Consider the following 12,338-nt stretch of genomic DNA (forward strand, 5'->3'; position numbering starts at 1 on the left):
AATCAGGATCGAGCACCGAGGCCAACGCTACGAACGCCACCCGGCCTGCGCACGAGTAGCGTGCTACTCGTTTGCTACCGGGCGTCGGCTGATCCCGCAGCGGGACCACCCAGCTCGGTTTTCACCCATCCGGGTGCCATCAGCAGCAGAGTCCGCAGGTCGTCGACGCAGATTTGCTCGACCGTGTCGGAGCCGACGACTCCTCACCACTTGGTCGCATCGAAGATCACGAGGGGAACTCGATCACTGTGCCGCCGACCTGAAATCCCGCTGCCGGGTGCGCTCAGATCCGGGTGAAGCGGGGCCCAGATCGTTCATGAGCAGGCGGAGGGTGAACTCGAAACGGTCGTGTCCGGTGCCGGAGATCAGCTCGGCGGCATGGCGTCGAGTCAGCGGGAATTTCTCGGCGGGCAGTGCGGTGAAGCGGTCCAACAACTCCTCGTGGCTGAGCACCCATTCCTGATCCTGGTGCTGACGCCGTTGCTGGACCAGCGACTGCTCCAGCGCATAGGCGCTGACGTAGAGGGACAGCGCGTCGCGGGCCCAGCCGGCCGTCCGCGGTTCGATGCCGCCCGCGAGCAGGATCGCCAGGATTCCTTCGCCGACCCGTAGCGTTTCCAGATTGGTCGGCACCATGGCCAGCGCGGCCCGCGAGACTCCGGGGTATTTCAGGTACAGGTCGCGGATCTGCGTGTACACCCCGAGCAGCTGCTCGCGCCAGGCGGCCGGATCCGGTTCGGGGAGCACGATTTCGGCGTAGAGCCTGCCGATCAGCAGATCGTCGATGTCGTCCTTGTTGACGATGTGCGCGTACAGCGACGACGGACCGGTGCCGAGCACGGCGGCGACCCGGCGGATGGTCAGCGCGTCGTATCCCTCGGTGGCGACGACTTCCAGGGCAGCGTCGGTGATCCGTTCGACGGTGATCGGCTTCTTGCGTGGCGCCGATACGGCTGTCCCCGCGGCGGGTTGGGCGTGGCGGGTTGCGCGGCTTTGGCGGGGATCTGCGGGCATGCCAATCACTATAGCTTGACGCGAACTAAGTTCGTTATGTAGAACTTAGATCATCATTACGAACTAAGTTCGTGTCAGTGTTCTGGAGGTGTGTGATGCGAGTTTCCGTTGTCGGAGCCGGTCTGGGTGGCCTGGCTCTCGCGCAGGGTCTGCGTGGCGCCGGAATCGAGGCCGACGTGTTCGAGCGCGACCCGGGGATCGTCGCGCGGTTCCAGGGCTACCGGCTCGTGCTGAACGAGATCGGTTTCCAGGCGGTGCGCGGCTGCCTGCCGACGCGCTGGCACCCGCTGCTGGACGAGATCGTCATGGACGCCTCCGCTGAGCAGTTGATCCTGGACCCGCAGCTGATCGAGATCGGCAGGCTCGGCGCGGGTCGCACCGGCATCGTGGTCGACCGGCAGGTGCTGCGACACCTGTTGCTGACCGGCCTCACCGTGCACACCGACGCCGCACTCACCGGCTACGACGTTCTCGCCGACGGCGAAGTCCGAGCCCAGTTCGCTCGCCGCGACCCGGCCACCGCCGACCTGCTGGTCGGCGCGGACGGCGTGACCTCCGCGGTTCGCGGAGTGCTGTCGCCGCAGACCACCCCGACCGACACCGGCGTCCGATTCGTCATCGGCCGCACGCCGCTGACCGATGAGTTCGTAGGCCTGTCCAAGGCCTACGGCTCGAAGATCGCCGGCGACGGCGTCAGCCTGCTGCTTGGTGCGATGCGCTTCCGCACCCCGCCGAAGCAGGCCGCCGAACAACTGGCCCCCGAAGTCGTGTTGCCCGACATCGGCGATTACGTGCGCTGGGCGATGATCCTGCCGCCGCACGGTTCGCTCGAGGATCTGACCGCGCAGGACGCCGTGCTGTCCAGAATGCAAGGTTGGCACCCACTACTGCGCGCGCTGATCGAGCAAGCCGACCCGGACAACAGCACGCTGCTGTCGATCCGAGTGGTCAAGCCCGGTGAGCGTTGGGCATCCGGCCCGGTGACACTGCTCGGCGACGCGATCCACGCCACCTCTCCGACCGGCGGCAACGGCGCGAACACCGCGCTGCGCGATGCCGACCTGCTGCGTCGCTGCCTGATCGAGGCCAACGAAGGCCGCCAAGACCTTCTCGGCGCGGTCGGCGAGTACGAGCGGAAGATGTTCGAGTACGGCGCCGAAGCCGTGCGCAGCAGCCTCGACAAACTGCCCGCCTTTGCCCCCGAGGCGAAGCTGTCCTGACATCGATCACCCTGCGAAACAGCACCGCAATACCGACTCCCGGTTCGGTCCAGCCCCCTCGACCAGGATTTCGTGCCGAAATGTGACCGATCTCCTCGGAAAGCACTCGACCCGAGTAACATCCATTTGCGTTGCCCGCACTTACCACCAATCCAGTTCTGCCGCAACCGCTTTCGCGGCACCCATGGAGAGCGATGCCGTGCACGGCCTGCCGCCGACGGAACAGAGTCGGCGGTAAAGACAGATCTAGTCGAGAAAGCCGTGGAGGCCGATTGCGATCGAACTCGGTTTCGTTGCAAACATATTCGAGCAGCGCTCCGCCCGGTTTGCGGTGCGTCGGGCAAGTCGACCTCACCACTCGAGACGCCTGGAAGACCGCGCTCGCCGGGCTACCCGACGCGAACCGCGAAATCCACCTCGACTTGTCCGAGCTGAGTTTCATCGACTCGCACGGCACACTCCTTCTCGTCGCGGCCGCTCGGGCGGGCTCAGGCGAGCGACGATTCGTACTGCACAACCCACCGGAGATGATGTTGCGCATCCTCGCGCGATTTTGGCCGTCCATGCCGAAAGTCGAGGTGCATCGCACATGACCAACACCTCATCGGAACAACGCGCCGCCGATGCCACGGATCCTTTCGTGCACCCGGCTCTCTTCTATCACGACACCGAGGAATACGTAACCGCCATAGTTGGATTCATCCGCGCCGGGCTGGCCGACCGGGAGCCGGTCGCGGTGGCAGTACCCGGCCCCAACCTGGCGTTGATCCGAAATGGACTCGGATCCGACGCCGACTCAGTACTTCTCATGGACATGGCCGAGGAAGGCCGCAATCCGGGCCGAATCATTCCGTGCGTGCTTCGGGCATTCGCCGACAATTACGAGTCCGGTCGGGTGCGAATCGTCGGCGAACCAATCTGGGCGGGGCGGTCCGCCGAGGAGTACCCAGCGTGCGTCCAGCACGAGGCCCTGATCAACGCCGCCTTCACCAACCGCCCGGTGACCATCCTGTGCCCCTACGACACCCGACACCTCGACCCCGCCGTGCTGGAAGACGCCAACGCCACCCATCCGGTGGTGATCGACCACAACGGCCAACGCCTCAGCACCGCTTACGATCCCGACAGGATCGTCGCTTCCTACAACTTGCCGCTACCCAAGCCGCCGGGCACCGCACAATCCTTCGGTTTCGATGCCACCACCCTCACCTATACCCGTCGCCGCGCCGTCGAATACGCCCGTTGCGCCGGCATGGTCGCCGACCGCCTCATCGATTTCGAGTTGATCGTCGCGGAGATCAGCACCAACTCCGTGGTTCACGGCGGCGGAAACGGCACTCTCACCCTATGGATCGAGGACGGCCGACTCCACTGTCGAGTCCGTGATGCCGGGCACATCACCAACACCCTCGCAGGCCGCCTCCCCCCGTCCCTCTTCGCACTCCACGGCCGAGGATTGATCATGGTCAACCACCTCGCCGACCTCGTCCGCATCCACACCGACGCCAAGGCCACCACCATCGAGGTACACCTGACCCTCAAACCTCCTACCCAGTGACCGAATTGGGCATCTGGTTGGGCCGTGTGTGCGAATCTTCGCCACACCGGATCCGCCGACGCCTGAAAGCTCCCGCTGACCAAACTATAGGGAACCATGAGGATTGGCGCCGGCGCACTGGAATGCGCTGTCGCAGCGCTACCGTGAATGGTGATCGGTACAACTGGGGCTGACACAGGAAAGGGATCGGCTATGGCTATTGGGCTTCGAATCGCAAGTGCGGGAGTCGGTCTCGCGACAATCCTGGCCGTGGTGTCGGGGTCACCGGCGCAGGCACAGTCGGCGAATGGCGGCGGGCCCTCGGCGCTGTCGTTGACTGTGGGCGACGACGATTCGGTGAACGCTGTCACCAATCAGCGCACCGTGGTGCTGGTGTGTTCGCCGGTCGTTTCCGGCACCCACCCGCAGGCGGATCAGGCCTGTGCCGAACTAGCGGCCTTCGCCGGCGATTTCGAGAAGTTGCGCGATGTGCCCCAGCGGTTCTGCACGCGAATGTACAAGCCGGTAACCGTTACCGCACAAGGCATCTGGAACGGCGTGCCGGTATCGTACCGACAGACCTTTCCGAACAACTGCATGAAATCCGGAAAAAGCAAGTACGTGTTCAACTTCTGAGCTCGGTCCCACCCGCGCCCTCGGCGCGACAACTGGGCTGTCGCACAAGACAATTGGGTTCGCGGCGTTCGACTGGGTGAGATACCCAGGCGAAACGTCCGGATTGCGAAGATTTTTCGTGCACCCGGAGGATCGGTAAGGCAGAACTGCTCGATGTAGCCGAATGGCCTGGCCCCTGCCGACGAAACTGTCAACAGGAGCCAGGCCATTCAGGTGGCGGTCCAGCCCAGCCTTCACGACTGAACCTTCACGGCATGAGGATCACTGGACGAGCCTGCCCATGGAGTGGATTTCGTCCACATCCTGGCTGGTGATGAACGACCATGGGGCGGTGAAGAATCCGTGGTGGCCCCAGCCGGATCCCCAGGAATTCTCGATGGTGACGCCCTTCTGGTCGTAAGCGACGATCGTCACCTCGTGGCCCCCGACACTGCGCTCGCCGGGCCGCGGGTTGTAGTTGTAGTTGCGCTCGTTCAAGTTCTCGAAGCTTTCTTTGACATCGAAGCCGATCGGGACAGGGAGACCGGCAGCGATCGCCTTTTTGACATTGGCCACCCGGTTTCCGGAACTCAGGTCCTGCGCGCCGGAGAGTTTGTAGCGCGCGGCGTTCGCCCGCTCCTTGGCGTCCGGCTGGGTGGTGTAGTCGAAATCGCCCTGCCAGTAGTCAGCCTTGGTGTCGATGCCCTGCCGCTGCTGCATCGGCAGGGCAACCCCCGCCCAGGTGCCTTGATCGTTGCCCTTGGCGATTTGCGAGTACGTGAACATCGGTGCCATCGGGCCGTTGGCGATGTTCTGTTCGTTCATCAGCACGCCGTAGCCGGTGTAGCCGGTCGCCCAGGCGACGCACGACCCGACCTGACCTTGGTCGCCAGCGGGCAGGGTGTACTTTTCCAGCGAGTAGGACGGCGGCGGATCGCCGAGGTCGCCGACGCGAACCGGAAGTGCCCGCCCGACACTGGTGTCCGTGCCCAGATGGGCCTTCGCCGCCTTGACGTCGAGGCCGTAAGCGTGGTGCTTGACCGGTTGCGGCGGGGCAGGCTGCGCGGTTGCGAATCCCGCCGAAGCTATTCCGACGCCAACGAGGAATGCCATTGCTGCGGGCAGGCATGAGTAACGCATTGGTTTCTCCTTACAAACATTTTACTAAGAGGCTCCAGTCGTACGGCCCGCCCATAATTGCCAGATCGACCTAGCGGGACCCTCGGAATTTCTTACTGGAGGAAACCAATATTTCGCCCAACCATGGCGTGCGGCAAGGGCGTTCAAGATGTTCATACTGTTACGACCGCGCCGGACCGTCTTACGATGTGCGTCAGCACGTTTGCTGATCCGGAAAGAGGTGCCCGAATGCGGCTGGAGCGGAAACGAATTGCCCCAGTGATCGTGGCGGTGATGGCGACTGTCCTGTTGGGGCATGCCAATTCGGCCGCCGCGCCTGCGCCGGATGAGAAAGATTTCAGCGGCCGGCCGGCCGGACTGAAAATTACTACCGGACTACCCGCCGTCATGGAGCCGCGGGCGGCGGCATCCGGATCGAGGACGTTGTGGTACTTCCAGCGAGTGCAGGAATTCAACCAGTGGTGCTGGGCCGCCGACGGCGCATCGATAGCGAATTACCACGGCCGTGCGATCAACCAGAACGAGTACTGCAAGCTGGTGCACGGCGTCGGCCCAAAAGGCAAGTGCCCCAACGAGAATGCTTCTCTCGAAGAGGTCGCGACGGCATTCGGGAAGCTCGGCTTCAATGCCTCGGTCGGCTCGCCGTTCTCGATGGCGACCATCGCGGACGAGATCTCGTCGAATCGCCCGATCCTCACCGGCATCGCCTGGGCAGCGGGCGGCGGCCACGCCCAGGTCATCTATGGCTACGACGCTGATGCCGGAACCATCACTTACGGAGACCCATGGCCGTCCGCGCAACGGCGCGTCACGCAGACGCTGACCTCCTACACGCAGAACTCTCAATGGATTTGGTTCGGGGAAGACTACAGAATAATGAAAAAGTAATGCAGCGACACCTACTGTGCATGATCGCACTTCTGATCACCACGGTGTCGGCCTTGGCAGCATGTTCAATCTTGAACCCTAACTCGGCATTGCCGACCAACACCGGCGTCGATTGGACAGCTCATCCGGGCACGGAGACGATTGGCGAGACACTGGGATCACCGGCGGCAGAGCAGCTTGCCGGATCATTTCTTCGATCGCAAGACCCTGCGTATTCCACCGAGAAATCGGCGCCGCTGTGGCCAGCTGGTTCGCCCGTCATGGTTTATGCGACCGACCCGAATTTCGTCACCGACTCCCAGTCGGCACTGCGCAACGCGGGCACCCCTGCCTACCTCGCCGTACCGGTAAAAGCCGGGTCGCGGACCGATATCGACACGCTGCAGCTCAGCCCGGCCCCACCGTTCAGCCCGATAGCCATGGCCACCGGCGCGGAGGAAACCGAAGCGGCCCAGGCGGCGGCAGGCGATGCTCGACTACTCCTGCACTACCCGTCACATACCTGGTTCGGCTGGACCGCAACGCGTGTCACCGCGATCCGGTCGAGCACATATCCGCACCTGAAGGGGCAAGAGTTCGACACGAGGCAATTCAAGCAATGGCTGACCGCACCGTGAACTCGGTGCACCAGCGGGCTACGACTCCAGTTGACCGCGGCTTGCGTTGCTGCCGAGCCGGTTTCACCGAAAGACAACCTGTATCCGATGTTTCGGCGGTCGAGGCTCCGTAATGTCGACTACGCCTCGCCGACTGGCGTCAGGCATCAATGCGGAACCTGCCGACGATCGGTCCGTATCGACTCCGCCGAACCGGACCAGGACCGAATGGTCAGACAGCGAATTCTGGGTAGTGGCTGTGTTTTCGAATCCCGATCGCGTCCCTCGGCGCGATACCGACTGGGCGAGGTGGACCTGGCGGCGCTGGGTATGGTCAGTGGTCGCGCTAGTGGCGTCGTCGCCGCGAACGGTATTGACCGCCGTGCTTCAGGCCGCGCTCGGGTCGGCCCTCGGGCTGCCTGCGGCCGCGCTCCCGGCGGTGTGGTTGCTGTGCTGTGCTGCCTACTATTCCGTAGCGCTGGTACGGGCGACGGCGCCATGGGCGTATGGAATTCGGCGTCCGAACGAGGCCGAGCAAGTAGCGCTGACCGCCGCGTGGGCCGCGGTAGCCAGCGCGGCGGGATTCGACGGCTCTCGATATTCGTTGTGGGTACTCGACGATTCCGCGCTGAACGCGTTCATAGCCCCGAGACGATTGGTCGGCGTCACCACGGGTGCGTTGCAGAGGCTGAAACCGCGGCGATTGGAGGCGGTCCTGGCACACGAGTACGGTCACCGTCTGGTCGGATTGGGACAAGTGGCAAAGTTTTCCGCGCTGTTCGCCACACCCGTTTCGAGCGTCCTGGGCTACCTGTTCGGTGCGATCCGCATCGTCGCCGATCCGCTGGCACGAATCTCCGTGTGGCTCTCCGCTCCTCTGAGCTGGGTGTGGCTGGTGGGCATGAGCATTGCCGTGCCCGCGGCGCTGACGCCGATCCTCGGCCTCTCTTGGGCGGTGACCCTTGCCATCCCCTGCTACGTCCAACCGCTCGTCACGAAATTGCTCGAGCTCCGCAGCGAATTCCTCGCCGACCGAGTTGCGGTCGATCTCGGATATGGAGGAGAGCTCGTCGCGTTCTACACATTCATGGAGACCTTCACTCCCGACGGGTACCCCGCAGGGGCGCACCAGATCCCCAAACCGTCTGCAGAATTACGTATCGACTGTGTCCGGCGAAGGATGAAGGTACTGCAGAGATCGGATCGAGTCGACAGCTGGCTCCATGAGCAAACCGGACGTCACACGTGAGCGCCTGCCGCCGACGACCGTCGGCACAAGATGCCCGCAATCCCGGCGAACATCCCACCGAACGCCGCCCGCCACGGTTGTCCGACGAAGACGGAGGATGCGCTGATGCCGTTCCGAAGAGGGTTGCTGCTCAGTTGACCGGGCTGCGGCGTTCGAGGAACACGGTGTCGCGCCAGACGCCGTCGCGCTGGGCGATACGGTCACGCAATCCGACGGTGCGGTAGCCCGCGGAGTGGTGCAGGGCGATGCTGGCGCGGTTCTCCGGGAAGATCGAAGTCTGCAACATCCATAGCCCGGCTTCGTCGGCGGCGATGACTTGCTTGTGCAGCAACGCTTTTCCGACACCGCGCCCGCGCATGCCCTCGGTGACGTAGACCGAGTTCTCGGCGACACCGCGGTAGCACTCGCGTGCCGACACCGGGCTCGAGGCCGCCCATCCGGCGATGGCGCCGTCGATCTCGGCGATCCAGCGGTGATCGGGAAGCCATTGCGCGTCAAGGGATTCGCGGTCGGGGACCTCGGTGGCGAAGGTGGCGTTACCGGTGGCGATTCCTTCGGCGTAGATACGACGCACGTCATCCCAGTCGTCGTCGGTCATCGCGCGGACACTCACGTCAGCGGGCAGATTGTCGGGGCAGCACGGCAGCGGGGTGAGCACGCCCATCACCGCGTCGGCGGCGTGCGGCAGGCCGGTGCAGCAGGCCGGGTTCACCACCACGACGGTGGAAGTGTGCTCTTTGTGGACACGCACGAAACCGACCTCGGCAAGTTTGCGGATGTGATGGGACACGGTCGGCTGGCCGATGCCGACCAGTTCGGCCAACTCGCCAACGGTAATTCCCGCCGGGCGGGTGGCGACCTGGTGCAGCAGCCGCACGCGGGTCGGATCGGCCAGGCAGGCGAACCATCCCGCGTAGGTGGTCGCATCCGACACCGCAAGGGCATCAACCCGATCCGCGGCCGAGCCCCGCACGACCGGCATATCCAGCGAAGTCATACCCACACTATATCGACACTCATCGATGGTTGCATCCATCGACAACCGTCGATACAGTTCCTGTCATTGATCGATGAGTGTCGATGAAAGGAACATGTGATGGTGAACGACTTGCCCGTTGTTGTGGTCGGTGCCGGACCGATCGGCCTGGCCGCCGCAGCCGAACTACGCGAACGCGGCCTGACGCCGCTGGTGTTCGAACGCGGAGACACCGCGGGCGCGGCCATCGCGCAGTGGAATCACGTGCGAACGTTCTCCCGCTGGAGCGAACTCATCGCCCCAGCCGCCCGCCGACTCCTGGACGTCACCGGCTGGGCCGCACCCAACGCGGACACCTATCCCACCGGGCAGGAGTGGGTTCGTGACTATCTCGCTCCCCTGGCCGCTGCGCTCGGCGATGACGTCCAGCTCGGTGTCGAGGTGAGCGGTGTCGCGCGACGAGGCAGGGACCGGATCGTGGACGCCGGCCGCGACAGCGAGCCGCTCTCGGTACACCTGCGTCGGGCCGACGGCAGCGAAGACCGAGTGCTCGCCGACGCGATCATCGACGCCTCGGGCACTTGGACCACCCCGAATCCGCTAGGAGGGGAAGGACTTCCGGCGCTCGGTGAGTCCACGGCACGGGTGATCGAGTATCGGGTTCCCGATCTCGATGATGCCACCGTCCGGGCTCGCTATGCGGGGAAGCACACGGTGATCGCGGGCAGCGGGCATTCGGCACTCACCGCGATCATCACCCTTGCCGGGCTCGCCGAGCAGGAACCGAGAACACGGTTGAGCTGGGTGCTGCGCCGCGGCGAGGTCGACTCGGCCTTCGGCGGCGGCGACGCCGACCAACTGCCCGCCCGCGGCGCACTCGGGCTGCGCGCGAAAGCTGCGGTCGAGGCAGGTCTACTGCACGTCGTGACCGGATTCCGCACCGCCGCAATCGAACCCACGCAGGACGGGACTGTGGTACTGGTTTCCGATACCGGCCAGCGCCTCGAGGGTGTGGATCGGGTGGTGGCGCTGACCGGGTTCCGCCCGGACCTGTCGTGGCTCTCGGAGGTCCGCCTCGCCCTGGATCCGGTCCTGCAAGCGCCGGTGGAGTTGGCGCCGTTGATCGATCCGAACGTGCACTCCTGCGGCACCGTCTACCCGCACGGGGTGAAGGAGCTGTCCCACCCCGAACCCGGAGTGTTCTTGGCCGGGATGAAAAGCTACGGGCGTGCGCCGACGTTCCTGGCGATGACCGGCTACGAGCAGGTCCGCTCCATCGCCGCCGCACTCGCCGGAGACCACGAAGCCGCGGGACGCGTCGAGCTGGTACTGCCAGAGACCGGAGTCTGTGGCGGCGCAGGCGTTTTCGACTCCACCGCCGAGGAAGCGACCGGCGGCTGTTGCGGCGGTGGTCCTTCCGAACCGCAGGAGCTGGCGTTGTCCACGCCGGTCGCGATCCAGGACTTGGGTCTGACGGCGGCATCGACTCGCTGAAACCGATTCGGTATCCCAGTCGGCCGATGGCTGGACCGTCACCGTCCGCGCGCCAAACCTGTTGTGGTTCTGGCTTGGCCGCCGTCACACTCGGCCTCGGTGGCGCCGGGCAGGTCGCGAGCCGCCCCGGTCTCGCCAACATCTCGACACCTACTCCGAAGGAACACCGCTCATGATCGACGCCATCGTTGTCGGCGCGGGCCAATCCGGACTCGTCGCCACCCGCACCCTGCTCGACCACCACCTCACCCCGGTCGTGCTCGAAGCCGGATCCGAACCCGTCGGCTCCTGGCCGCACTACTACGACAGCCTCACCCTGTTCTCCCCCGCCCAGCACAGCACGATGCCCGGACTATCGTTCCCCGCCGACCCCGACCACTATCCCCTCCGCGACGAAGTCATCGACTACCTACGCCACTACGCCGCAGGCCTCGACGCCGACATCCGCACCAACACCGCCGTCGCAGGAGTCGAAACCCACCCCGACACCGGCTTCCTCGTCCACACCAACACCGGTCAGACCCTGCACACCGCCGGAATCGTCGCCGCTACAGGATCATTCAACAACCCACACATCCCCGAGCTGCCCGGACAACACTCCTTCACCGGCAACACCCTCCATGTTGCCGACTATCGAAACACCGAACCCTATGCCGGACAACGCATCATCGTCGTCGGCGCAGGAAACTCCGCCATCCAGGTCGCCTACGAACTCGCCGAGGTAGCCACCGTCACTCTCGCCACCCACCACCCGATCAACTTCTTACCCCAACACCGCGACGGCCGCGACATCCACCACTGGCTCGTCACCACCGGCTTCGACCAACTCCCACCCGAATGGCTCATCCGGTACGTCGGCGGCACCCTCGTCCTCGACACCGGCACATATCGGAATGCCCTCGACACCGGTCGCCTCGACCGCCGACCCATGTTCACCAGCTTCGACACCGACACCATCACCTGGCCCGACGACACCCGCGAACGGGTCGACACCATCATTTTCGCCACTGGTTACCGACCCAACCTCTCTTACCTCGAACAACTCGACACTCTCCACGACGGCTATCCACTGCACTCCGCAGGCGTCTCGACAACACACCCCGGCCTGGTCTACCTCGGCCTCGAATTTCAACGCAGCTTCTCCTCCAACACCCTGCGCGGAGTCCACCGCGACGCCGAACACGTCATCACCGCCCTCACCGCGCACATCCAACGGGCTCCTGCTGCCGTCGGACTGTGAAGGGAGGTTTCCGGATACGGGCGAGCGTCAGGGGTGGTCGACCGAGGATGTTTGGTCGTCGAACGCCGGCGATCTCGTCGGTAGGGTCGGCCGTATGGTGTTCGACTCCACTCGTTTCGACCTGCAGCCCTATGCAGGCTTGGACCTGGATCGTTCTGTCCGACTGACCTATTCCAGTTGGGAGGATGCCGAGTGGCAGTCCCTGCTCGTTCAGCGGTTCGAACATGACCCGGTCGTCGAGGAGCTGACGTTGCCCGCGGCCGCGGATCTGCACCTAGGCAGTGTTTCGAAGTGGTGAGGGCGGGCCGGTTGGCCCGCCCTCATTGGTGTCGTAGCCATTGGTTGATTGCGGCGATGTGGATGGTGGCC

The 12,338-nt window shown here is 64.6% G+C and carries 13 protein-coding genes; 10 read left to right on the forward strand and 3 right to left on the reverse strand.

Annotation, left to right across the window (positions count from 1 at the left end; translation table 11 throughout):
* Nucleotides 1-243: 243 nt before the first annotated feature.
* Complete coding sequence (locus ACGFNJ_RS43250) at nt 244-1,014, reverse strand: TetR/AcrR family transcriptional regulator (RefSeq protein WP_393462350.1); 771 nt, start codon at nt 1,012-1,014, stop codon at nt 244-246.
* 95 nt (nt 1,015-1,109) lie between these two features.
* Here ACGFNJ_RS43250 and ACGFNJ_RS43255 point away from each other — a divergent pair, with 95 nt between their 5' ends.
* The 4 genes from ACGFNJ_RS43255 to ACGFNJ_RS43270 all read left to right on the forward strand — a co-directional run bounded on the left by ACGFNJ_RS43255 (nt 1,110) and on the right by ACGFNJ_RS43270 (nt 4,407).
* A complete protein-coding gene (locus ACGFNJ_RS43255; protein ID WP_393462352.1) occupies nt 1,110-2,234 on the forward strand; it encodes an FAD-dependent oxidoreductase in 1,125 nt (374 codons plus the stop codon).
* A 194-nt stretch (nt 2,235-2,428) separates the two neighbouring features.
* The gene (locus tag ACGFNJ_RS43260) at nt 2,429-2,827 is read left to right on the forward strand and encodes an STAS domain-containing protein (protein WP_393462354.1); all 399 of its coding nucleotides are present in this window, start codon (nt 2,429-2,431) and stop codon (nt 2,825-2,827) included.
* Nucleotides 2,824-3,792, forward strand: coding sequence for an anti-sigma factor RsbA family regulatory protein (locus ACGFNJ_RS43265; RefSeq protein ID WP_393462356.1), 969 nt, complete (start codon nt 2,824-2,826; stop codon nt 3,790-3,792). The genes ACGFNJ_RS43260 and ACGFNJ_RS43265 overlap by 4 nt, the downstream gene beginning before the upstream one ends.
* A 147-nt stretch (nt 3,793-3,939) precedes the next feature.
* The gene (locus ACGFNJ_RS43270; protein WP_393462358.1) at nt 3,940-4,407 is read left to right on the forward strand and encodes a subtilase-type protease inhibitor; all 468 of its coding nucleotides are present in this window, start codon (nt 3,940-3,942) and stop codon (nt 4,405-4,407) included.
* A 261-nt stretch (nt 4,408-4,668) separates the two neighbouring features.
* On the opposite strand, the gene ACGFNJ_RS43275 is transcribed toward ACGFNJ_RS43270, so the two are convergent.
* Nucleotides 4,669-5,526 (reverse strand): C1 family peptidase, encoded by an 858-nt coding sequence (locus ACGFNJ_RS43275; RefSeq protein ID WP_393462360.1) that lies wholly within the window; start codon nt 5,524-5,526, stop codon nt 4,669-4,671.
* A gap of 228 nt (nt 5,527-5,754) precedes the next feature.
* Between ACGFNJ_RS43275 and ACGFNJ_RS43280 the strand changes: the two genes are divergently transcribed.
* From ACGFNJ_RS43280 to ACGFNJ_RS43290, 3 genes are all read left to right on the forward strand, one after another.
* Complete coding sequence (locus ACGFNJ_RS43280; RefSeq protein WP_393462362.1) at nt 5,755-6,414, forward strand: papain-like cysteine protease family protein; 660 nt, start codon at nt 5,755-5,757, stop codon at nt 6,412-6,414.
* Nucleotides 6,415-6,674: 260 nt separating this feature from the next.
* Complete coding sequence (locus tag ACGFNJ_RS43285) at nt 6,675-7,031, forward strand: hypothetical protein (RefSeq protein ID WP_393462364.1); 357 nt, start codon at nt 6,675-6,677, stop codon at nt 7,029-7,031.
* Nucleotides 7,032-7,143: 112 nt separating this feature from the next.
* Nucleotides 7,144-8,259, forward strand: coding sequence for a M48 family metalloprotease (locus ACGFNJ_RS43290; protein ID WP_393462366.1), 1,116 nt, complete (start codon nt 7,144-7,146; stop codon nt 8,257-8,259).
* A gap of 130 nt (nt 8,260-8,389) precedes the next feature.
* On the opposite strand, the gene ACGFNJ_RS43295 is transcribed toward ACGFNJ_RS43290, so the two are convergent.
* Nucleotides 8,390-9,256, reverse strand: coding sequence for a helix-turn-helix domain-containing GNAT family N-acetyltransferase (locus ACGFNJ_RS43295; protein WP_393462368.1), 867 nt, complete (start codon nt 9,254-9,256; stop codon nt 8,390-8,392).
* A gap of 99 nt (nt 9,257-9,355) precedes the next feature.
* On the opposite strand from ACGFNJ_RS43295, the gene ACGFNJ_RS43300 reads away from it, so the two are divergent.
* The 3 genes from ACGFNJ_RS43300 (at nt 9,356) to ACGFNJ_RS43310 (ending at nt 12,267) form a co-directional block, all read left to right on the forward strand.
* Nucleotides 9,356-10,729: an FAD-dependent oxidoreductase gene (locus ACGFNJ_RS43300; protein ID WP_393462370.1), complete on the forward strand. Its 1,374-nt coding sequence runs from the start codon at nt 9,356-9,358 to the stop codon at nt 10,727-10,729.
* Between the two features lie 172 nt (nt 10,730-10,901).
* A complete protein-coding gene (locus ACGFNJ_RS43305; RefSeq protein WP_393462371.1) occupies nt 10,902-11,969 on the forward strand; it encodes a flavin-containing monooxygenase in 1,068 nt (355 codons plus the stop codon).
* Nucleotides 11,970-12,063: 94 nt separating this feature from the next.
* A complete protein-coding gene (locus tag ACGFNJ_RS43310) occupies nt 12,064-12,267 on the forward strand; it encodes a hypothetical protein (RefSeq protein WP_393462373.1) in 204 nt (67 codons plus the stop codon).
* Nucleotides 12,268-12,338 lie beyond the last annotated feature (71 nt).

Source organism: Nocardia sp. NPDC049149 (assembly GCF_043197455.1).
Lineage (GTDB): Bacteria > Actinomycetota > Actinomycetes > Mycobacteriales > Mycobacteriaceae > Nocardia.

Excerpts from the sequence above, each read along its gene's own strand:
- ACGFNJ_RS43270 (WP_393462358.1), top strand. The coding sequence starts at position 3,940 with ATGGTGATCGGTACAACTGGGGCTGACACAGGAAAGGGATCGGCTATG.
- ACGFNJ_RS43295 (WP_393462368.1), bottom strand. The coding sequence starts at position 9,256 with ATGACTTCGCTGGATATGCCGGTCGTGCGGGGCTCGGCCGCGGATCGG.
- ACGFNJ_RS43310 (WP_393462373.1), top strand. The coding sequence starts at position 12,064 with ATGGTGTTCGACTCCACTCGTTTCGACCTGCAGCCCTATGCAGGCTTG.
- ACGFNJ_RS43275 (WP_393462360.1), bottom strand. The coding sequence starts at position 5,526 with ATGCGTTACTCATGCCTGCCCGCAGCAATGGCATTCCTCGTTGGCGTC.
- ACGFNJ_RS43255 (WP_393462352.1), top strand. The coding sequence starts at position 1,110 with ATGCGAGTTTCCGTTGTCGGAGCCGGTCTGGGTGGCCTGGCTCTCGCG.
- ACGFNJ_RS43305 (WP_393462371.1), top strand. The coding sequence starts at position 10,902 with ATGATCGACGCCATCGTTGTCGGCGCGGGCCAATCCGGACTCGTCGCC.
- ACGFNJ_RS43260 (WP_393462354.1), top strand. The coding sequence starts at position 2,429 with ATGCCGTGCACGGCCTGCCGCCGACGGAACAGAGTCGGCGGTAAAGAC.
- ACGFNJ_RS43265 (WP_393462356.1), top strand. The coding sequence starts at position 2,824 with ATGACCAACACCTCATCGGAACAACGCGCCGCCGATGCCACGGATCCT.
- ACGFNJ_RS43285 (WP_393462364.1), top strand. The coding sequence starts at position 6,675 with ATGGTTTATGCGACCGACCCGAATTTCGTCACCGACTCCCAGTCGGCA.
- ACGFNJ_RS43250 (WP_393462350.1), bottom strand. The coding sequence starts at position 1,014 with ATGCCCGCAGATCCCCGCCAAAGCCGCGCAACCCGCCACGCCCAACCC.
- ACGFNJ_RS43290 (WP_393462366.1), top strand. The coding sequence starts at position 7,144 with ATGTCGACTACGCCTCGCCGACTGGCGTCAGGCATCAATGCGGAACCT.
- ACGFNJ_RS43300 (WP_393462370.1), top strand. The coding sequence starts at position 9,356 with ATGGTGAACGACTTGCCCGTTGTTGTGGTCGGTGCCGGACCGATCGGC.
- ACGFNJ_RS43280 (WP_393462362.1), top strand. The coding sequence starts at position 5,755 with ATGCGGCTGGAGCGGAAACGAATTGCCCCAGTGATCGTGGCGGTGATG.